Annotated in this window: 20 protein-coding genes and 2 pseudogenes; 6 read left to right on the top strand and 16 right to left on the bottom strand. The window is 44.8% G+C overall.

Annotated elements, in window-relative coordinates; all coding sequences use genetic code 11:
• Positions 1-10: 10 nt before the first annotated feature.
• The 15 genes and pseudogenes from ABWT76_RS13770 to ABWT76_RS13700 form a co-directional block, all read right to left on the bottom strand.
• Positions 11-463, bottom strand: coding sequence for a hypothetical protein (locus ABWT76_RS13770; protein WP_054470470.1), 453 nt, complete (start codon positions 461-463; stop codon positions 11-13).
• 156 nt (positions 464-619) lie between these two features.
• The gene (locus ABWT76_RS13765; RefSeq protein ID WP_054470472.1) at positions 620-1,138 is read right to left on the bottom strand and encodes a hypothetical protein; all 519 of its coding nucleotides are present in this window, start codon (positions 1,136-1,138) and stop codon (positions 620-622) included.
• Between the two features lie 365 nt (positions 1,139-1,503).
• A pseudogene (locus tag ABWT76_RS13760) lies at positions 1,504-1,965 on the bottom strand (zinc finger domain-containing protein); the annotation flags it as partial.
• On the bottom strand, positions 1,959-2,165 hold the full coding sequence (locus tag ABWT76_RS13755; RefSeq protein WP_354636273.1) for a hypothetical protein: 207 nt from the start codon (positions 2,163-2,165) through the stop codon (positions 1,959-1,961). The gene ABWT76_RS13755 and the pseudogene ABWT76_RS13760, both read right to left, overlap by 7 nt.
• A 13-nt stretch (positions 2,166-2,178) precedes the next feature.
• Positions 2,179-2,631, bottom strand: a complete 453-nt coding sequence (locus ABWT76_RS13750) for a hypothetical protein (protein ID WP_054470470.1) — start codon at positions 2,629-2,631, stop codon at positions 2,179-2,181.
• 156 nt (positions 2,632-2,787) lie between these two features.
• Entirely contained in the window at positions 2,788-3,306 is a 519-nt protein-coding gene (locus ABWT76_RS13745) for a hypothetical protein (RefSeq protein ID WP_054470472.1), read from the bottom strand.
• A gap of 365 nt (positions 3,307-3,671) precedes the next feature.
• Positions 3,672-3,971: pseudogene (locus ABWT76_RS13740) on the bottom strand (zinc finger domain-containing protein); the annotation flags it as partial.
• 63 nt (positions 3,972-4,034) lie between these two features.
• Positions 4,035-4,442, bottom strand: a complete 408-nt coding sequence (locus ABWT76_RS13735; RefSeq protein ID WP_190880252.1) for a hypothetical protein — start codon at positions 4,440-4,442, stop codon at positions 4,035-4,037.
• 12 nt (positions 4,443-4,454) lie between these two features.
• A complete protein-coding gene (locus ABWT76_RS13730) occupies positions 4,455-4,970 on the bottom strand; it encodes a hypothetical protein (protein WP_190880254.1) in 516 nt (171 codons plus the stop codon).
• 369 nt (positions 4,971-5,339) lie between these two features.
• Positions 5,340-6,227 (bottom strand): DNA-formamidopyrimidine glycosylase, encoded by an 888-nt coding sequence (locus ABWT76_RS13725; protein WP_190880256.1) that lies wholly within the window; start codon positions 6,225-6,227, stop codon positions 5,340-5,342.
• A gap of 139 nt (positions 6,228-6,366) precedes the next feature.
• Positions 6,367-6,603, bottom strand: coding sequence for a photosystem I reaction center subunit IV (locus ABWT76_RS13720; protein ID WP_190880258.1), 237 nt, complete (start codon positions 6,601-6,603; stop codon positions 6,367-6,369).
• 101 nt (positions 6,604-6,704) lie between these two features.
• The gene (locus tag ABWT76_RS13715) at positions 6,705-7,346 is read right to left on the bottom strand and encodes a DUF6391 domain-containing protein (RefSeq protein WP_354636272.1); all 642 of its coding nucleotides are present in this window, start codon (positions 7,344-7,346) and stop codon (positions 6,705-6,707) included.
• Between the two features lie 270 nt (positions 7,347-7,616).
• Positions 7,617-8,363 (bottom strand): MORN motif-containing protein, encoded by a 747-nt coding sequence (locus tag ABWT76_RS13710; RefSeq protein ID WP_354636271.1) that lies wholly within the window; start codon positions 8,361-8,363, stop codon positions 7,617-7,619.
• Positions 8,364-8,701: 338 nt separating this feature from the next.
• Complete coding sequence (locus tag ABWT76_RS13705) at positions 8,702-9,919, bottom strand: hypothetical protein (protein ID WP_190880264.1); 1,218 nt, start codon at positions 9,917-9,919, stop codon at positions 8,702-8,704.
• 77 nt (positions 9,920-9,996) lie between these two features.
• Entirely contained in the window at positions 9,997-10,224 is a 228-nt protein-coding gene (locus tag ABWT76_RS13700) for a hypothetical protein (RefSeq protein ID WP_190880266.1), read from the bottom strand.
• Positions 10,225-10,325: 101 nt separating this feature from the next.
• On the opposite strand from ABWT76_RS13700, the gene ABWT76_RS13695 reads away from it, so the two are divergent.
• The 6 genes from ABWT76_RS13695 to ABWT76_RS13670 all read left to right on the top strand — a co-directional run bounded on the left by ABWT76_RS13695 (position 10,326) and on the right by ABWT76_RS13670 (position 19,028).
• On the top strand, positions 10,326-10,772 hold the full coding sequence (locus ABWT76_RS13695; RefSeq protein ID WP_054469493.1) for a DUF4278 domain-containing protein: 447 nt from the start codon (positions 10,326-10,328) through the stop codon (positions 10,770-10,772).
• A gap of 453 nt (positions 10,773-11,225) precedes the next feature.
• Positions 11,226-11,843 (top strand): zinc ribbon domain-containing protein, encoded by a 618-nt coding sequence (locus tag ABWT76_RS13690; RefSeq protein ID WP_190880268.1) that lies wholly within the window; start codon positions 11,226-11,228, stop codon positions 11,841-11,843.
• Positions 11,844-12,084: 241 nt separating this feature from the next.
• Positions 12,085-15,246, top strand: coding sequence for a DUF2126 domain-containing protein (locus ABWT76_RS13685; RefSeq protein ID WP_190880270.1), 3,162 nt, complete (start codon positions 12,085-12,087; stop codon positions 15,244-15,246).
• Between the two features lie 321 nt (positions 15,247-15,567).
• On the top strand, positions 15,568-16,404 hold the full coding sequence (locus tag ABWT76_RS13680; protein WP_054469490.1) for a hypothetical protein: 837 nt from the start codon (positions 15,568-15,570) through the stop codon (positions 16,402-16,404).
• A gap of 282 nt (positions 16,405-16,686) precedes the next feature.
• Entirely contained in the window at positions 16,687-17,805 is a 1,119-nt protein-coding gene (locus tag ABWT76_RS13675) for a hypothetical protein (protein WP_054469489.1), read from the top strand.
• 743 nt (positions 17,806-18,548) lie between these two features.
• Entirely contained in the window at positions 18,549-19,028 is a 480-nt protein-coding gene (locus ABWT76_RS13670; RefSeq protein WP_054469488.1) for a hypothetical protein, read from the top strand.
• A 309-nt stretch (positions 19,029-19,337) separates the two neighbouring features.
• Here ABWT76_RS13670 and ABWT76_RS13665 read toward each other — a convergent pair whose 3' ends face one another.
• A complete protein-coding gene (locus tag ABWT76_RS13665) occupies positions 19,338-22,028 on the bottom strand; it encodes an RNA helicase (protein ID WP_054469501.1) in 2,691 nt (896 codons plus the stop codon).
• Between the last annotated feature and the right edge of the window lie 6 nt (positions 22,029-22,034).

Raw genomic sequence — 22,034 nt, 5'->3', positions numbered from 1 at the left:
CTGATAGCTATTAATTATTATCTGTCAGGGTTAAGTTGAGGGTGTTAGTATAATTTCCCGGGTCTTGTAAAGGGGCAGGAGTGTATTTGATATACAAATCCCTGATTTCTGAAGCATTAGCAGTATTATTTTGATAGGTATAAGGTGAGGGGGTGAATCCTGCACTGGGCGGTGAGGCATTATGGGGAACTGTAGTAATTTGAATAGAAATGGGAGTTTTTCCGTCTGATTTGGCTAAACTATTGCCATTTATCGTTAAAGTAAAACCATTCTGGGAAGTCGTACTTAAATTTATTGTTCCGACTTTGGTAATTTGGGTGTCTTGCCATCCCCCTTGACCTCCTAATGGCAAGTTACTTGCCTCATTACTAGGGGTAACTGTGACCGTTGCCGCTGCACAGGTGGGTTGGATAGCAGCTAATAGTAATAAACTCAAACAAGTTTGTATGAATGAAGATTTCATGGCTGAAATCAATAGGAATAACTATTTTTGAGCTAACTATTAGCCCTCGACAACATTTGAAGAGGGCTATAGCCTAAGATTTAAATTGGGCTGGGACTTTTTTATATTTTGGAATTAGGTATAGTCAAAATCAAAAATCCCAACTATTTTAGTCTTTTAATTGTCAGCTACAGTGATTGTTAGGGTATCACTATAATTACCCCGTTTGGGCAGAGTTGGGACAGAATACACAATATATAAGTCCATAGCTTTGACACCTGTGGTGGTATCAAAACCACTTGTTTCACTCTGACTGAAATTACTAAGAGCAGTACCTGAATTTGGTGTACCTGCACCATCACCAACGACTGCAACGGTGTAGCCAATGTTATCAGCAGGATTGTCACTCGATCCCAACACACCTTCGTTGGTGGAGGTTGCAGTTATGGTGATACCCGCAGTGTTGTTACTGGTGATATCAAGATCGGCGACGTGAGCAACTTGCTGACCTGCTGTCATCGGTAAGGAACTAGCAACTGAAGTTGCGGTAGCGTCAATGGCGATAATTGACTGCACAGTAGCGGAAAGAATGACACTATCATTGGCGGTATCAGCAAAGGCAGCAGATCCAAAACCGAGGGTGGTGATGGGCGCAAGAATTAAGCTGGAAGCAATTAAAGAGCGGCGTAAAGACATAGATAGTTGGATTTTGGTTCTTAAGCTAATTGTCTTAATAATACTTTACAAATGAGAGAGTGTCAAGATTTGTTAAGTATCTTTTTTATTCCCAACCAACTACCTACGACCAAGGATAATTCCGTGAAACCCTTGCTAAACAACGGTTTTAGTATATTTGCTAATAGAGGCACGAAAATTATGCCAAATGATCTATGACACAACCAGGGTGATTTCCGTGGGTTCTAGGTGGCAAATATGAGAGGCGGTTTTACCAGCTAGATGTAATATTTTCCCGGGCCTGTCCCCTCAGTAGCAGGGAGAGCCGAACCTTGCGAACTTACGGACAGCCCTATTCGTAAAGAATGCCGGGGATAAAAAAATCATTAAACCTTTTGACATTGGGGGCAAAAATGACTGGAACGCCCGCCTAACTTCAAGCGCTGAATCGGAGTGGCACAAACGCGACAAGGTTGACCCGTGCGGTTATACACCCAGGCAACACCAGCATAATTGCCATTCACACCCTGAACATTCAGAAAATGACTAAAAGTAGTACCCCCAGAGGCGATCGCCGTAGTCAAAACTTCGATCATACTCTGGTGCAATCGCTCAATTTGTGGTGATGTGAGGATGGCACAAAGCTGAGTTGGGGCGATGCCACTGAGAAATAACGCTTCATCCGCATAAATATTTCCAATTCCCGCCACGATCGCCTGATCCAGTAAAGCGGTTTTCACAGCCCGTCGTCTGCCTGCCATCTGTTTTGTCAGATAGTCCACGGAAAACTCTGGGGCAAAAGGTTCTGGGCCTAAATTTTGTAATCCGGTGACAACTTTGGCTACATCGGTTTTCGCTCTACCATTGAAAGTTCAACGGCGATTTGTTCTGAAGTATCATTAATAATTTGATAAGACTGGGTAGCACCCGCTCCCGCAGGCTCGAATACCCTGGAAATAGGATCTAATTTGAAAGCTAATGCAGGGGAAATAGTGCTAATTAAGAGAAAAATAGCAGCAGTAAAAAAGCGAGATATCGAACGTTTCATGGGCTGATAGCTATTAATTATTATCTGTCAGGGTTAAGTTGAGGGTGTTAGTATAATTTCCCGGGTCTTGTAAAGGGGCAGGAGTGTATTTGATATACAAATCCCTGATTTCTGAAGCATTAGCAGTATTATTTTGATAGGTATAAGGTGAGGGGGTGAATCCTGCACTGGGCGGTGAGGCATTATGGGGAACTGTAGTAATTTGAATAGAAATGGGAGTTTTTCCGTCTGATTTGGCTAAACTATTGCCATTTATCGTTAAAGTAAAACCATTCTGGGAAGTCGTACTTAAATTTATTGTTCCGACTTTGGTAATTTGGGTGTCTTGCCATCCCCCTTGACCTCCTAATGGCAAGTTACTTGCCTCATTACTAGGGGTAACTGTGACCGTTGCCGCTGCACAGGTGGGTTGGATAGCAGCTAATAGTAATAAACTCAAACAAGTTTGTATGAATGAAGATTTCATGGCTGAAATCAATAGGAATAACTATTTTTGAGCTAACTATTAGCCCTCGACAACATTTGAAGAGGGCTATAGCCTAAGATTTAAATTGGGCTGGGACTTTTTTATATTTTGGAATTAGGTATAGTCAAAATCAAAAATCCCAACTATTTTAGTCTTTTAATTGTCAGCTACAGTGATTGTTAGGGTATCACTATAATTACCCCGTTTGGGCAGAGTTGGGACAGAATACACAATATATAAGTCCATAGCTTTGACACCTGTGGTGGTATCAAAACCACTTGTTTCACTCTGACTGAAATTACTAAGAGCAGTACCTGAATTTGGTGTACCTGCACCATCACCAACGACTGCAACGGTGTAGCCAATGTTATCAGCAGGATTGTCACTCGATCCCAACACACCTTCGTTGGTGGAGGTTGCAGTTATGGTGATACCCGCAGTGTTGTTACTGGTGATATCAAGATCGGCGACGTGAGCAACTTGCTGACCTGCTGTCATCGGTAAGGAACTAGCAACTGAAGTTGCGGTAGCGTCAATGGCGATAATTGACTGCACAGTAGCGGAAAGAATGACACTATCATTGGCGGTATCAGCAAAGGCAGCAGATCCAAAACCGAGGGTGGTGATGGGCGCAAGAATTAAGCTGGAAGCAATTAAAGAGCGGCGTAAAGACATAGATAGTTGGATTTTGGTTCTTAAGCTAATTGTCTTAATAATACTTTACAAATGAGAGAGTGTCAAGATTTGTTAAGTATCTTTTTTATTCCCAACCAACTACCTACGACCAAGGATAATTCCGTGAAACCCTTGCTAAACAACGGTTTTAGTATATTTGCTAATAGAGGCACGAAAATTATGCCAAATGATCTATGACACAACCAGGGTGATTTCCGTGGGTTCTAGGTGGCAAATATGAGAGGCGGTTTTACCAGCTAGATGTAATATTTTCCCGGGCCTGTCCCCTCAGTAGCAGGGAGAGCCGAACCTTGCGAACTTACGGACAGCCCTATTCGTAAAGAATGCCGGGGATAAAAAAATCATTAAACCTTTTGACATTGGGGGCAAAAATGACTGGAACGCCCGCCTAACTTCAAGCGCTGAATCGGAGTGGCACAAACGCGACAAGGTTGACCCGTGCGGTTATACACCCAGGCAACACCAGCATAATTGCCATTCACACCCTGAACATTCAGAAAATGACTAAAAGTAGTACCCCCAGAGGCGATCGCCGTAGTCAAAACTTCGATCATACTCTGGTGCAATCGCTCAATTTGTGGTGATGTGAGGATGGCACAAAGCTGAGTTGGGGCGATGCCACTGAGAAATAACGCTTCATTGGCTTCTGCTCATATCAAATATTTAAATGGGATTTACGCGGGTCGGATTTGTAATCAGTGGGGTGATTATTCCGCATCCTTAAAAGTAAATGTCGCGGTTACATTTCCTACGGGTAATGCTTCCGGCCAAGGGATTGAAAACTGTCTTTGATTACCTGCCAAAATCACCCCATTATTAACCCCTTCTAGCTGTTCTGGTTTCAGGGTAATTTGAGCGCCTTGTTCGCTGGTTAAGTTTAAATTTAAGTCAGATAAAACTGCACGGCGAGTTCCTTTATTTTCAAAGGTGATCATCAAAATATCATTGCCATCGGTTCCTTGTTGGTGAGTGATGCTATGGACTACGACTTCGGATTTGGCATTTTTGGGACGAATATACACTGAACCCATATAACGAAACATCACCTCGACGCCGCCTGTTGCTGTTGTTGACTCTTCTGGCTTGTTCAAACTAATGGGCAATTGTTCAGCCACCAGTTTAGTCTTTTAATTGTCAGCTATAGTGATTGTTAGGGTATCACTATAACCACCCTGTTTGGGCAGATTTGGGAGATTGTACTGAATGTATAAGTCCATAGGTTTGACACCTGTGGTGGTATTAAAACCACTTGTTTTGCTCTGACTCAAACTACTCAGAGTAGTACCTGAAGTTGGAGTTGCACCATCATTAACGACTGCAACGGTGTAGTTAATGTTATCAGTTGGATTGGTCCGAGATACCAACACACCGCTGTTGGTGGATGAGGCTTGGATGGTGAGACCCGCAGTGTTGTTACTGGTGATATTAAGATCGGCGACGTGAGCAGTTTGCGAACCTGCTGTCATCGGTAAGGAACTAGCAACTGAAGTTGCGGTAGCGTCAATGGCGATAATTGGCTGCACAGTAGCGGAAAGAGTGACACTATCATTGGCGCTACCAGCAAAGGCAGCAGATCCAAAACCGAGGGTGGTGATGGGCGCAAGAATTAAGCTGGAAGCAATTAAAGAGCGGCGTAAAGACATAGATAGTTAGATTTTGGTTTTTAAGCTAATTGTCTTAATAATACTCTTTACACAAATGAGAGAGCGTCAAGATTTGTTAAGTATCTTTTTTATTCCCAACCAACTACCTACGACCAAGGATAATTCCGTGAAACCCTTGCTAAACAACGGTTTTAGGATATTTGCTAATAGAGGCACGAAAATTATGCCAAATGATCTATGACACAACCAGGGTGATTTCCGTGGGTTCTAGGTGGCAAATATGAGAGGCGGTTTTACCAGCTAGATGTAATATTTTCCGGGGCCTGTCCCCTCAGTAGCAGGGAGAGCCGAACCTTGCGAACTTACGGACAACCCTATTCGTAAAGAATGCCGGGGATAAAAAAATCATTAAACCTTTTGACATTGGGGGCAAAAATGACTGGAACGCCCGCCTAACTTCAAGCGCTGAATCGGAGTGGCACAAACGCGACAAGGTTGACCCGTGCGGTTATACACCCAGGCAACACCAGCATAATTGCCATTCACACCCTGAACATTCAGAAAATGACTAAAAGTAGTACCCCCAGAGGCGATCGCCGTAGTCAAAACTTCGATCATACTCTGGTGCAATCGCTCAATTTGTGGTGATGTGAGGATGGCACAAAGCTGAGTTGGGGCGATGCCACTGAGAAATAACGCTTCATCCGCATAAATATTTCCAATTCCCGCCACGATCGCCTGATCCAGTAAAGCGGTTTTCACAGCCCGTCGTCTGCCTGCCATCTGTTTTGTCAGATAGTCCACGGAAAACTCTGGGGCAAAAGGTTCTGGGCCTAAATTTTGTAATCCGGTGACAACTTTGGCTACATCGGTTTCGGGAGGCACCCACCACATCCGCCCGAAGGTGCGCTGATCCACAAACCGCAACTCTCGCACCGCTTTCGCGGAATCGCCCTCTGGGGAATGTCCTGCAAAAAACAAGCGGACGCGGGTGTGTTTTTGTAACGGAGTTTCCGGTTCCACCCACAAAAGCTGACCCGTCATCCGTAAATGAACCCCTAACCAACCGGCAGACTGGGGCGGATTTGCCGTCGTGTGTAATTCAGCGAGTAAATATTTCCCTTGACGATGCCAAAAATGAATCGTCACACCCTGGAGGTGAGTTAAAAAATCTGCAACAGAAATCGGGGGGGCAATGGTGCGTGCCAGCAACACATCTCCCCCCACAATTTCTTGCGCCAGGGTCGTAAGATTTAAACCCCGACGCACCGTTTCCACTTCTGGCAATTCTGGCATATCGCCTAGAAACCAAAAAAGGTCATCGAATCAGTTCCTCCTGAAAAAATCGGGCGATTTGACTATGTTTTACGGTTTTACCAACCATGAAGGAAAATTACTGGCAAATCGCTTTCGCCCGATCCAGTTTCCAGAGATCCTACTTCTTCGCGGGCTTCTTGGCTGGGGCTTCCACCTCAACCAATTCATCCAAAGCGAAGTTATTGGTGTTCACGCCACCAGCACTGCCACTAAACCCGTTGTAATTCACTTTGTCAAAGCGAACAACCACTGGATAGAGAATGCCGCTTTGATCGATAGAGGCCACAGTGCCAACATCTTGATACCAGTAAGACTCTTTACGCAGAATCCGAACCTTAGAACCACGTTGAACCATAAGTGCTTTATCCCCTTAAGTGAATTATGCTGTATGGGTTTATTTTTTCTCAGGGTACTATGCTCTTGGGATTCTCGGTCAGTTCTACCCTTTAAGTTTTATTAAGATTCTCGCCAACTGACCCGCACAAAATGCGCCTGCCTGCCCCACAAGTCTTGTGTAGCCTGGATATTTTCAATTGCCAGATTAAACGGAATTGACGTTGTGAGATATTTTTGGGCGACGCTACCCAAATCATGCGCCAGGGTTGCGGCAGTGGTAGCAGCCACCCCCAAACCAATCAACTGCTCAATCGGGCCACGAGGCCACAGCAAATGAACCCCCAGGGCAAAACCCGCAGTCAGAAGCATTCCCACAGACAAATTGGTGCCACAGCGGGGATGCACCGCTAAATCCCATTCGCCGCTCGTCAGACGAGTCAGGGCAATTTTGGCCGCTCGTTCCAGTTGTGAGCCACTCACTTGACCATAGAGATAAAATCCTCGATCCGTAGACATACCGCCGAGGCCCTGGTTATCCCGTGCTGAAGCCGTTGAACCCCCGGTAAAGTTTCGGGGATCCGATTCACTCAATACCCACACTGTTGCGTGTTCTAGGGCATGAACTTGACGCAACATCAAGATTTCTTTTAAGCCAGGGATAAACTCAAGTTGCTTGAGCAGATCGGAATCCTGGGTCGGATAAGGGACAAAATCAAAGGGGGACTGACTGCCCACAGAGGAAGATCCAGGGGAGTTCGTCATAAAATTAGGCGCCTCCAAAAATTATCATTATAAATTCATTATCAATATTTTCCGTCATAAAGGCGATATAAAGGCGATCGCCGAACTAATTAGGGCTGATTATTTTACCCATCAGATAGGGTTTTGCGCTGATGAATGTTGGATAATTTGGCTGGTTTTTTGCCCCATGAAAAAATTAGCAAAAAACCTATTTTGCCAAAAACCAAAGTAATCATTAAACAGCTTATCTATCCGCTGGGTGATTTAGTCATTTTTGAGTAATTTTGTGGGTTATTTTTTGCCATCAAAAGGTCTACCTTCCCGAAACTCTCCGGCAACTCGTCGGCCATCGGTATAAATAAGCGTACCTTTTCCGTGGGGAACTCCGCCGCGTAACTCGCCTTCATAGCGGATCCCATTGGCAAAGCTACAAGTACCTCTGGCATCTAGTCCTTGATTGAAAAATTGCCCTTGACAACGGCTGCCGTCGGCTCGCACAAATACTCCTTGACCAAAAGGAGAACCGGCAAAGAATTCTCCTTCATAGTAATCGCCATTGGGATAAGTAAATCTTCCTCGGCCATCAGGTTGGCTACTGATATTCCCACTTTGAACTTCTTGGACAATACCAAACTGTCCCTCGTAGATTTCCCCAGTTTCATATATCACTCGACCACGGATGATCACCCCATCTTGAAAAGTGCCTTCAAAGCGGGCATCATTGGCAAATATGAAAACTCCTTGACCATTGGGACGACCATTTCTAAACTGTCCCTCATAGCGATCGCCATTGGCATAGACATAAATGCCTTGACCATTGGGAATGCCATTGACTAAATTGCCTTCATAGTTATCCCCACCTTCATAATTACATTTGGCTCGACCTGTGGTGATTCTCGGTTCACAAGATGGCGGTCTGTACTGCTCTTGAGAACCACTAGGCACAGGATTAATCCCATAAGCGATCGCTTCCCAAACTAAAGCTAGTAAAATTGTGCTTCCTAGTTTTTTGGCGATTTCGGTGATTGAATTTTGCATAGTTATAACATCTCCTATTCTTTAATCACAGTTAGTTACATCAGTGATTTATCCGGTAAGCTTTCCCAAAAATAAGTAAGCAAAATAGGCAAAACAGGCAATTACCGACGAATTATCTGCAAGATTAATTATCACTAATTCACCGCATATCTCCTCGATAATTATTATTGAGTTATTTAATTTATTTAACTAATTAAATTAATTAAATTAATTTTTTATGAATTACTGATAATTATTTATTTTGACAAGGCCACTAATCTGAATCAAAAATAAATATTTAATCAAAATACTATCATTGTCGAAATCAAGACAGTGACCATGTTAAAAACAACTGCAAACTATTTTTTCTCATCAGTGGCGATCGCGACTTTTTCCCCAATGAGTTTTCTCACTTCAACGCCATTTTGTTCCAAAATAACGATGGGTTCACCGTCTTTTTTTTCCACCCGTTTTACAGTCACCTGACCATTGGCAATTTTTTGCCCCACCTTAATATATCGACTGCTGGGTTCATTGGGAGCCTTGGCAATAATTTGAATTTGATTGCCCACTTCGATCACCCCAGTCACTTCTGTGGCATCAGCCAGTTTAGTATCTGGTGGGGGTGGTGGAGAAGGCGGGGCTTGAGGTGCCTGTGCAACTGGCTCCGGAGGCAGCTTGGGGCCAATTGGCGTGGGTAACTTCGGTAAATCAGGAACTCCTCGCGGTGCTTGAGCCGAAGGCGGAATTTGGGCGATCGGTTCACCTTTGGGAGCCGGAGGCAGTTTGGGGCCAATGGGCGTCGGTAATCCGGGCAAATCAGGAACTCCTCGCGCTTGTAACTGTGGCAAAGCGACTGTCCTGGGAGTAGGAGGACGACTGGGTACGGCGCCATTGCCTGCCGGAGAGATCACCCCTCGACCATTGCCTGCCGGAGAGCTCACCCCTCGACCATTGCCTGCCGGAGAGCTCACCCCTCGACCATTGCCTGCCGGAGAACTTACCCCTCGACCATTGCCACCGCCCTGTGGCTGACGCTGGTTAGTCGCCGGAGTCGTCAAATTCTCCCCTGGGTTCCCTAGAGGTGTCTGGACTGGAGGAGTAGCCCCTGGGGGTGGTGCTAATGAGATCAAAGGTAACTTAGGCAAATCCGGGACAGATCGAGGACCGAGGTTTTGTGCCGCTCTATCAAAGTCTTGAAGGGTGTTCATGCGCTGTATTTCTGGCGATAGGGGCAGTTTTGGGATGTCAAAAGGATTCGACCGCTCCCTTGGGTTTTGAGCAATGTTCTTTTCAATTTCTGCCAGTCTCTGTTCAGGGTTGGTCGGCTGTAATAAATTGCCGATCGCCGTCGGATCGCTTCCCGGCACCATCGGCTGCTTAAAATCTGCACCGGGTGGTGCATCTGGTGGCTTTTCAGCCGGTTGCTGCGCTGAACCATCTGTGGGCGTAGTGGTTGGTTGAGCTTGTGGACTCGGATCCGTAGGAGTCTCTGCCTGTGGTTTGGGTTCCCCCCCACAAGCCGTCAATAAAAGAATCATTATGGCTGTAAATGCCGTTAATGAGGATGAACGCATAACCAGTTCCAAAACTCTTTAATTACAAGATAGCTTGAAGATTACCAAAATCAAGGGATACTCTAAATTTCTCAGCCTTATATATAGCTAATTTTCCTCAATTTGCTACAAAACTTTACTTTTAACGGCGATCGGCTTTTTTCCAGCCAGTTTTTCTGGTGACTAAAGGCTAAAAATGAGGGAAGTTGGAAATTGCGGCGATCGAATCCCTGCCAACGGTTGATCCCAAGTCGATCCCAAGTCGCTCCCAAGTCGCTCCCAAGTCGCTCCCAAGTCGCCCCCAAAATATATGGATTCTTTGACATTTTGCAAAAGTAACTGTATAATACAATACAGACATAAAATTTTTTTGTCATCAATACCATAAATCACTTAAGTAACTAGATTTAAATCAGGATCAAAGAAAATGAAACTTAGCTATCGTGGCCTGAATTACAGTAATGACGATCCTCCAAGCATTGATATGATAGAAGATTCCGGAGGTTTATATCGGGGTTGCCAGTGGCAAGTTCGCTATCCTCGCCATGTTCCGGTGACTCAACCGAGTAACTTACTCAAGTATCGCGGCCTAGCTTATGTGAGTCATAGCCCGACAGAAACCAAAGTAGTCGAGGCCACACCCGCAACGGTTCCCACCGTCGTCACAACCGTAAAAAAAACAGGTGTTTTGTCGAACCGCAAATACGACCAACGCGACATAGCAACGATCTTGCAGGATATGGAGAAGATTCACCGGGCTAATATTTGCCGGAGTCTAGAACGACGGATGAATATCGCTCAAGCCAAAGGAGATCAAAAACTCATGGTTCTGCTGCAACAAGAATGTCAAGATTTGGCTTGTGCCTTATTTTAACTGCTTGATAATTTGTTGTCTAAAAGTTGTTTAAAATCAGTCGAAGTATGATGATTTTTTAATCCTACTTCGACGCCCGGATCGTCCCACAAATATCCTTGAGAATTTCTTTCGTAAGACTTTATCCCCTAGAAGCTTTTTAGCGTCGGGGCAGATAAGACCGGCTTTCCTTCTCTTGATATTGATGTAATGATGTAATATTGACGGACTAAATCCGCAACGATAACCCTTGTAATTAATTTTTGGTAATTTTTGGCTCTGCCAACAGCATTCCCGATTAGCGATCGGCTAAAATAACAAATAACAGATAACCATAAACAAATAACAAATAACAAATATTTTGAATAATTAAAAGATTCTGAATTTTCTTAAAAAAGAGAAAAAATCGCCCTAAGTTCTCAAAGGATTGGAGTAAAATTAAACCCTGGGTGAAATTGCCGTGAGGCATTTAAAATGGCTTATTTATGCAACCTGGGAACCGGGCAACAGGTTTATCTGGAAAATCAAGGAACACAAACCATCGTCACAATTATGAGTGGTGGGCCCGGTCAACAACAGCAAGCGAGTAGTGGTTTCTCCACAGGTCCGTGGACTGAACCGCCAACGGTGTTCCGCAAGGACAATGCCGTAATTCTGCGGATTAATACTGAAACGGGGCAACATTTTGTCCAACTTCAAGGCAGTAGTATGGGCGTGATGAGTCAGAGTCCTTCTCTGTCCAACGCTCAACAGCTACAAGTTCAGCAAACATCTTCTTCGGTATCCGGTCAGCAGCCCATGCAGCCTATGCAGCCCATGCAGCCTATGCAGCCCATGCAGCCCATGCAGCCCATGCAGCCCATGCAGCCTATGCAGCCTATGCAGCCTATGCAGCCCATGCAGCCGATGAAAATGGGGGATATGGAAATGTCTATGAACCCTATGCAAATGCGGATGGGGAACATGGAAATGAGTATGGGTAAATCTTCTGATTTATCATCCGGATCCGGTCGGCATTTTTGTACCCAATGTGGGAATCCGGTACAACCGAGCGATCGCTTCTGTGCCAGTTGTGGAAATCGTTTGGTGTGACACGGATTGTGTAACCAAATAACCCGGTTTCTTGCAGGAATCGGGTTTTTCGGTGGTTAAAAACTTCACATAACACTTACATAATTTGATATTTTTTTGGAACTTAATTTGTAACGTAAGTCCTAGTATCTTGGATGATTTTACTGGGCGATACCCACCCGATTGAGCATAATCCTGAATTTTTAAGAATAACCTTTAAACATAAACGGTTAACCATTGAGTGAAAAATCAGGAAATCACCATGTCAATTCAAGTTGCTCTCAATCATCAAAAATTATACAGATTTGAACGTCCGATTATCTTAGGGCCGCATATTCTTCGCCTACACCCCATACCCTACGGGCGGACTCAAATTCAAAGTTATGCATTAAAAATTACTCCCGAAGATTATTCGATTCACTGGCGGAGAGATGTTAATTATAATCTGATTTCTAAGTTAAACTTTCCTAATAAAACTGATATTTTTAAAATTGAAGTAGATTTGATACTTGAACTGAAAACTCTCAATCCTTTTGATTTTTTGATTGATGATTACGCCGTGGAGTATCCGTTTAACTATACCAAGAAATTACGCCGAGAATTACGAGCTTATTTACCCATCGAAGAACGTAGCCGTTTATTGATGGAGTGGATTAATAAACTGGATAAATCACCCCAGTTTACCACCAATTTTATTTTATCCATTGCCCAGAAAATCCACGAAGAAATTACTTATGCCGTGCGCTTAGAAGAAGGGATTCAATCCTGTAAGACTACGTTAAAGAAAAAAACCGGGTCTTGTCGGGATACCGCCTGGTTGTTAGTGCAAGTTTTCCGTCATTTAGGGTTAGCGGCTCGATTTGTGTCCGGTTATTTGATCCAATTGGCGGCAGATCAAAAACCTTTGGATGGTCCAGCAGGTCCAGAAAATGATATGGCGGATTTACACGCTTGGGCGGAAGTTTACCTCCCTGGGGCTGGTTGGATCGGTTTAGACCCGACTTCGGGAATGTTGGCGGCTGAGGGGCATATTCCTCTGGCTTGTTCTGCTACTCCGGCAATGGCGGCACCGATCGCGGGTACGATTGAACCTTGCGAGAGTCAATTGGATTTTTCGATCGCGGTTTCTCGGATTAAAGAAACGCCGAGAATGACTAAACCTTATACCCAGGAACAATGGTCAGCGATCGCGAATTTAGGAGAGGCCGTCGAGCAACAACTCACTCTTGCAAATGTGGGCTTAACAATGGGAGGAGAACCCACATTTATTTCCATTGATGACTATCATTCAACGGAATGGCAAGTCGGGGCTTTGGGGGAAGAAAAACGCCGTCTGGCAGGAATTTTGCTCCAACGATTGCGCGATCGCTTTTCTACGGGCGGACTACTTTATTATGGCATGGGTAAATGGTATCCGGGAGAAGCCTTACCCCGTTGGGCATTAGGTTGTTATTGGCGGTGCGATCGAATGCCGATTTGGCGAAATTTTGAGTTATGCGCGGCGGATAATCAGGATTATGGCTATGGCATCCAAGAGGCGGAAAAATTTATTCATCATTTAGTTAAATATTTGGGAGTGAGTTCACAGAATATTACCCCAGCTTATGACGGAAATGGTGAGTTACAGGCTTATATTTTACCGTTATTATGGGGCGAGAAAGAGGGGGAAGAACAATGGATTAGTTGCCCGTGGCAAGTCGAGCCTAAGTTTACTTTAATCGGCGGAGAGTCTCCAGCGGGATTACGGTTGCCCTTCCAATCAATTCAGTGGGCAGATCCAGAAGATATCCAGTGGGAAGTGTTGGTGAAACCTGAGCAACAAAGTCAACCTTTGGGGGATATTTTTGCCCGTGTCACAGGGCGATATGCCGAAAAACAATCGACAGTTTCGGCAAAACCGAATAGTATTAAAGTCGCCCTAGGGGTAGAAGTTCGCCAAGGGATAGTTTATATCTTTATTCCGCCCATTAGTGCCGCCGAAAATTATCTGGATTTAATCGCTTGTGTGGAAAATACGGCGGTAGAACTTGAGTTAAAAGTGAAAATAGAAGGATATACTCCCCCGTGCGATCGCCGCTTACAGGGATTTCAAATTACCCCAGACCCAGGGGTGATTGAAGTGAATATTCATCCGGCCCAAAATTGGTCAGAATTGGTGAATATTACCAACATTCTTTATGAAGAAGCCAGACTGACTCGCTTAGGAACCGAAAAATATACCTTCGATGGCCGAACCGTGAGCACGGGTGGTGGTTCTCATATTACCATAGGCGGGGCGACCCCCAGCGAAAGTCCGTTATTGCGTCGGCCAGATTTGCTGAAAAGTTTGATTAGTTTCTGGCAAAATCATCCCAGTCTGTCTTATTTATTTTCCGGGGAATTTGTCGGACCTACCAGTCAATCGCCGCGAGTGGATGAAGCCCGTAACGATACTTTATATGAGTTAGAAATTGCTTTTACCCAGCTAGAACAAAGTGAAAATATTGAACCTTTGTTAGTCGATCGCCTCCTGCGGAATTTCCTGATTGATATTAGTGGCAACACCCATCGTTCCGCCTTTTGTATTGACAAATTATATCCCGTAGAAAATCCTCGACTTCAGTTAGGATTATTGGAGTTTCGCAGTATCACCATGTCGCCCCATCCCCAGATGAGTTTAGCGGTGAATTTATTAATTCGGGCATTGGTGGCTGAGTTTTGGCAGCATCCTTATAAAAACCGTTTGGTTCGTTGGGGGACAATGCTCCATGATAAGTTTTTTCTGCCCCATTATATTGCCCAGGATTTTAAAGATGTCATTAGTCAATTACAACAGGCAGGCTATCCATTTGAATTTGCCTGGTATGAACCATTTTTTGAGTTTCGCTTTCCTCGGTATGGGGAAATTAATCAAGACGGGATTCAGTTAGAGTTGCGTCATGCTTTGGAACTTTGGCCGGTGTTAGGAGAAGAGGTAAATAATGGCCGAACAGCGCGATATGTGGATTCGTCAATGGAACGAATTCAAGTATTATTAACTGGGGCAACACAAGGACGGCATCTTGTCATTTGTAATGGTTATCCAGTGCCATTACAGTCCACAGGAGTGCAGGGAGAATTTGTGGGCGGAGTCCGATATCGGGCTCGACAACTTGGTTCGAGTTTACATCCCGCGATCGCACCTCATTGGCCCTTAGTTTTTGACATTGTGGATACTTGGGTAGAACGTTCTATTGGTGGTTGTATGCTTTATTGTCACGATCCCAATGGCACACTCTGGACAAATTTTCCGATCAATGATCGGGAAGCCCAAGGACGTTTAACCAGTCGGTTTGTCCCTCATGGTCATACGCCAAATCACATCAAAGTCCCCCCAGTGCAAATCAGTCCAGAATTTCCTTGTAATTTAGATTTGCGTCGAGTTGGTTTAGGGCTTTTGTCTTAGCCAAGACTTCAGCCCACCTGTCCTAACACTGGCAGCATTCCGATGCCTGTAAATGATGCCTGTAAATATCGCCGTAGGGGTGATGAATTCGCGGATAAATCTCTACTAAAACTAAAAAATTATCTACGGATCATACTTCGCCCCTACAAAGGCAGGGATGCCGCCCCTAGCACTTCTGAACGAAACGGAGAGTCTCTATATTAAGAAACAATAATTTTTGGGAATAAAATCATAAAATATGCTAGGTTCAGGCTTGGAGACTAACAAGGAAAATCATCCTTGGCTAACTATCCTCAAACCTAGGATATTCGGTAAAAAACTATGGCCGAGCAATACTATCTGATTAAACGCAAGATCGATGGATTAGTTCTCCAAATTGATCTAGACAATGTATATGGCACTAACTTTCGAGATATCTCTCAGCCTTTATGGGTGATAGCGACCCAACAAGATGCTCAGAAAGACCATCAACAATGGACGATTACCCCAGAAGGCTACATCAAAATTAAAGTCAATGGTTGGGTACTGGACATCGGGCAAGAAGACATTTTGCCCGCAATCATCAAAGCGTTGAAGGTTAAGTTACAAAACCCCAAGACAGAGGAAGAACGGCAGCAGATTTTAAGTCGATTAAGGGATCTCGAATGGTTGGTTACCATGCAGGCACAGTATGCCCAGTGGTTAGGGTTTGATCCCACTCAACCGCTCTATCGTGCCACAGTGGTGAAGCCACCAGATAGCAGCAACCTGAATCAAAAGTGGTCCGTTGAAGGCCCGTTCATTAAGAGTAAAGTTGACGAGCGCGTTTTAGAACTTTTTGGCAGTGAGGACTATAGCCCGGTCACCACAGCAAAACTCTCAGAAAATCCCTGCAATCAAGAATGGGAATTAGTGCCGGTGAATATTTCCCCACCGCCTTCCCAACCGCAGTCAGCCCCGCAGTCAGTCAATGAAACTGCCCATGTGTTTCGTGTCTGGAATGTATCTGGTACAGAATTTGGCCAAGCTTGTTTTATCTATCTGGTACTGGCTGAAGGTCTGGATATTCATTACAACTATGGCACTGTCGCCAGATATACAGCCAATCAAATCTTTAACTTCTGGTACTATGTAAGCCTGTGGTGGTTGTCATGGATCAAAGCAATGTCATTACGATGAGCTTTTGTGATGGTTATCCGGTGCCGGAAAGAGAAACCGGGTTTCCCCGAAGTTACCCGGTTTCTTTTAGAATTTGTGGCGGGAGTCTGCTATCGGACTGGACAATAGGGGCGCAATTCATCAATTGCCCCTACAGGAATGATTTAAGACTGCTATATATATTAAGAAACAATAATTTTTCGGAACAAAATCCCAAAATATGCTAGGTTCAGACTTGGAGAATAACAAGGAAAATAATCCTTGGCTAATTATCTTCAAACATAGGATATTCGGTGAACAAATATGACCGAGCAATACTATCTGATTAAGCGTAAGATCGATGGATTAGTTCTCCAAATTGATCTAGACAATGTATATGGCACTCACTTTCGAGATATCTCTCAGCCTTTATGGGTGATAGCGACCCACCAAGATGCTCGGAAAGACCATCAACAATGGACGATTACCCCAGAAGGGTACATCAAAAGTAAAGTCAATGGTTGGGTGCTGGAAATCGGGCAAGAAGACATTTTGCCCGCCGTGATCAAATGTTTGCACTTTAAGTTGCAAAACCCCAAGACAGAGACAGAACGCCAGCAGATTTTAAGCCGATTACATGATCTCGAAGGGCTTATGTTCATGCAGGCACAGTATGCCCAGTGGTTAGGGTTTGATCCCACTCAACCGCTCTATCGTGCCACAGTGGTAAAGCCCCCAGATAGCAGCAACCTGAATCAAAAGTGGTCGGTGGAAGGCCTGTTCATTAAGAGTAAAGTTGATGCTCGGGTTTTAGAACTTTTTGGCAGTGAGGACTATAGCCCTGTCACCACAGCCAAATTGTCAGAAAATCCCAGCAATCAACAATGGGAATTAGTGCCGGTGAATGTTTCTCCAACGCCAACGCCGCCACCGCCACCACCGCCGCCACCACCGCCGCCACCGCCGCCACCACCACCGCCACCACCGCCGCCGCCACCGCCGCCGCCAGTCAATGAAACTGCTTATGTGTTTCGTGTCCTGAATGCAGATGGTACAGAGTTTGGCAAGGGTTGTTTTACATATCAGGGACCGGCTGAAGGTGTAGATATTCAGTACAACTATGGCACTGTGGCGGGAGGTACAGCCAATCAAATCTTAAGCTTTTGGTACTATGACCCGGTTGTGGGTGTCATGGATAAAAGCAATGTGATCACGATGAACTTTACCCGAGGATGGCATGGTGCTTATCGATTTGATTTGAATTTGTGGAATTATCCGCAAAATACGAAGGGCATGACCGCAGGCCAAGCAACCCCTAATAATTTAGGTCCGATTTCTGGTCATCGTGGCAATGGAGATGTATCCAACCAGAAACGGCTTGAATTTCCCAAGGTTGCGCCGTTAGGTTGTGTCTGCAATGAAGCATTTGTGAAGAGTCGATAAGGGTTGCTGCCAGCAGCACCGCTGTTTTATCGGAGTTACCCATCAATTAGGACTTACGCACGGTATTGATATTTATAGTTTTCTAGGGGCTTTACCGTTGGTAATTGCCCCATATATAGAGTGAGTGCGTAAGTCCTATCAATATTAAATGTATGGTTTACGACCAATTACATTTTCAGATCAATCCCATACTTTAGTGGCATAATTTTGAACGTAAGAAATCTCTACTTTTAATACCAATTTAAAAGGGAGCATCTCAGACAAAGCCAATGCCTACAGAGACTTAATTTTTCCTAACTAGGGCTTGCTGAAAAGAAGCGAAAAGCTGACTAGACAAGCCTCAGAGAAGTCTAAAGCCCCGAAAAAAGACAGGAAAAAGAGGTAAAATGGGCAATTATCGTGCATCTCCTTGGGAAAAATGTATCGAAAACTACCAAAATCCTCCGAACCAGAAGAAGCCTTAGAACTGACCTTTGAAGGCTAATTATCTCAAGAAAATCGTTGGTTAATTCTGGCAAACCTGATTCCTTGGTCAGAATTTGAGGCAGAATATTCCCAAAATTTCTCCGATGAAATGGGAACACCAGCGAAACCTTTTCCCATGGCACTATGAGCCTTAATCATCAAATAAAAATTGGGCATATGTAACCGAGAAACAGTGCAACAAATCAAGCGATTTCCCTTACTTACAGTATTTTATCGGCGAAAAAGGGTATAGCCAGGAAGCCCCATTCGACCCCTCAATGATGGTTTATTTTCGGCAAATAATAAGTGGCCTGCTGCTGCAAAAAATCAATCGAAAAATTGTGCAAAGAGGTCGAGGATTTAAGCCGGTGGAAACTTGCCCAAAAAAGTCAGAAGAAAGCGAAGTAAAAAATAGAGATCAGCTATTAATTGAGGCGACGGTAGCACTGGCGGATGTCAAATACCCCACGGATGTAGAGCTATTAAATCAAGCTAGGAAAACGACCGAACTGACCCTAGACATCTTATATAAATTATTGAGAGTTAGACTCAAGAAAAAACCAAGAACCTACCGACAAAAAGCCCGAAAAGACTATTTGAAATTTGCCAAAAAGAAAAAGCCATCTCAAAAAGAAAGGAGAAACGCAGTTAAGCAACAACTACAATATGTTAAACGAAACTTGAGACAAATAGATAAATTAATTGATTCAGGAGCGAGCGAATATGAGTTGAGCAGAAGGCAAGGAATTTATTGGTAGCCAGTGAAATTACCCGTCAGCAGGAGTGGATGTGGTCGAATGAGGAGAACAGTATAGAACATCGAATTGTCAGTTTAACACAACCTCATATCCGTCCAATCGTTAATTGAATGATTTATTGAATCATTTATTGAATGATTTATTGAATGATTTATTGAATTATTTATTGAATTATTTAATTATTTAATAACTTGGTAGGGGGGAAGCACTCGCGGCGATAATTTTTCGCTTAAGAGTGAAGATAGATCCGCGAATGCAACGCCGCCCTGAATTCTGAACCGTTTAAGTCATTCGCACTTTAATTAATCATCAATTAATCATCTCATTCACCGGGAAACGGTCAATCAAGACCATTGCACGGCGAGCATTATCTCGCAAACTCTCAGAAAGATGGGGTACATGAGGAATTTGGGATAAGAAATCTAAAGTGCGCCGTAAAATGCGGACAATATCTCCTTCGTCCAAACTGGTATGGGCATAAAGCTCAGACCATTGCACCCCTAACGCCCACTGTTCCACCAAGGCTACTAAGTCCCGTTCTAGCCACACCGGGACTGCCACCCCATGCTGTCGCTGGACTTTAAACAGGTTGCGTCGGCAGTTTTGTTGCAGCAGACCTAAGACTCTTTCCACTTCTGGGGAAAGCTGATATTTTGTCCAAGTATCTGGACGAGAAACTTCCGTGACTAAAGCGGCACAAGCTGCCGCTAAATGATGGGGGTCAAGGTCATCTAAAAAGCCAGAGTTTAAGGCTAATCCTAACCACAGTTCATTGTCACCACGAATGGCCGCCGCACTTTCTCCCACGAGAGTGACTTCATAAGCAAAATTATCCTCGCCGTCATCCTCTTCTCGGTAAGTTGGCAGCAAGCATTCCATTTCCACCAAGATATCAATTAGTTTCAGAAATTCTTGCCAGTTACAACCCAGGTCTTTTTGGAGTTCTTGTTCTTGACGCCGGATTTCCTTTTCTAACTCTTGGACTCGGTTTTGGCGTTTGAGTAAGGTACTCGGAAGACCGAATTGATTTAGAGGATGAGTGGATAACTGGGCTTCTAATGCGGCGATTAGTTGCTGTTGGGCATAGACTTCTGGGGCGATGACGGGTTTCGTCTGCGCCACAATTTGTGCCGCAATGGAGGCAGTCTGTTCATCTCCTTTTCGTGATTCTCCGGGTTTGAGCATCATGGCGCTGGGAATGAATAAGTCCCATTGTGGATTAAACGGAATTTTTTCTTCATGCACCGCTACCACGTCAGCACTGGTCACCACATACCAGCGGTTATCTTGACTCAGGCAAATCAGATTGGGTGATTTTCCGGCACCAGGTATTTCTGAAATCCATAAGGAGAGGATGGGATGCTTGGTGTTGACGTGACGCCCTTTGAGGCTGAGAAGGTTTCCGGGTTTTGCGCTTTGTAGGGCTAAAGCAGCGATCGCTCTTTGAGTTTCATCCGCTTGTTCTTCTAGAATTTTCAGCAATCTTTGCTCAACTTTCAAGCGTTCACGCAATTTTTGATACCCTTTGTAAAGCGCTTCATCGATTTCCCCCACTTGGGATTTGAGCAATTTTAGTTGGGTTTTCAGGGCTTCAATGTCTGCGAGTTCTGGTTTTGCCCGCTGAGAAGCTAAATACTGACCAAAGCTGGATTCGACTAATTCTTTGGCGACTTCCAGGGGATGAGTTTGCAGCAAATTCAGTACCATGCCATATGTCGGGGTAAACTGACTGACCAAGGGATCCGCGCCTTTAGTGGCTAAAATGGCCGCTTCTTTCGCCCCTTCAAATCGGGTTTGCAATGTCACCACATAGCCTTGGGCATCCATGCCTCGGCGACCAGCCCGACCGGACATTTGCAGGAATTCTGAAGCCGTCAGCAGTCGATGTCCTTCGTCAGTCCGCTTGGATAGGCTGGAAATTAAGGTGGTGCGGGCGGGCATATTAATTCCGGCAGCCAGGGTTTCGGTGGCAAAGACGACTTTAATTAATCCCGCTTGAAACAGTTCTTCTACTAAGCTCTTCCAGGTGGGTAATAGACCGGCGTGATGAGACGCCACCCCGCGTAACAGCGGCCTTAACTGATGGGTTCGGTTACTTTCAGGATTGCGGCTTAAAAACTCTTCTACTCGTTGTTTTAACTCCCTGGCTTCTTGTGGGTTGACTAAGGTCAGATCGCCGATCGCTTCCACGGCGCGATCGCACCCCCGGCGGCTAAAGATAAAATAAATCGCCGGGAGCATATCTCGTTCCCAAAGTTGGGACAGGACAAACGGTAAGGAGGGTTCTTGGCGGCGGATGCTACCGCTTCTGCCTCTGGGTTTTAGCTTGGGGTTGATTTTTTCTCGTTTGCCGTCGAGGAGAGGCACCAGACCTTTAGTGGTACAAAAATGAAATTGCAGGGGAACCGGGCGAAAATCGGAGTAAATCAGTTGTGTCGGCCCGTGGACTTGGCAAATCCAATCCGTAAGCTGCTGACTATTAGCCACTGTCGCCGAAAGTGCTACCAGTTGGATTTCCGGCGGACAATAGATCACGGATTCTTCCCACACGGTCCCGCGTTGGCGATCGTTCATATAGTGGCACTCATCGAGCACCACCGCTTCCACCCCGTCGAGGGAAGTGCCCACCGCACCAATTTCCGTGCCATAGAGCATATTCCGAAAGATTTCGGTGGTCATCACCAGAATCTGGGCATCGCGATTCAGGGATAAATCGCCGGTTAAAAGTCCTACTTTCTCTACGCCAAATTGGTGGCGAAAATCCCGCAGTTTTTGGTTAGAAAGGGCTTTGAGGGGGGTGGTATAAAAGACTCGCCCCCCTCTGGATAAGGCTCGGTGAATCACATATTCACCAATTAGGGTTTTCCCTGAACCTGTAGGCGCACAGACCACGACGGATTGACCGGCATTCAAAGCGGCGATCGCCTGTTTTTGGAAATCATCTAATTCAAAGGGAAATAGATTTTTGAGATTTTCTGACAAATTAAGGGGAACACTCACGCAATT

Origin of the sequence: Planktothricoides raciborskii GIHE-MW2, assembly GCF_040564635.1 — a bacterium.
Classification (GTDB): domain Bacteria; phylum Cyanobacteriota; class Cyanobacteriia; order Cyanobacteriales; family Laspinemataceae; genus Planktothricoides; species Planktothricoides raciborskii.
The sequence above is the reverse complement of the archived record's forward strand: the minus strand, read 5'-3'. Positions and strand labels throughout refer to the sequence as shown.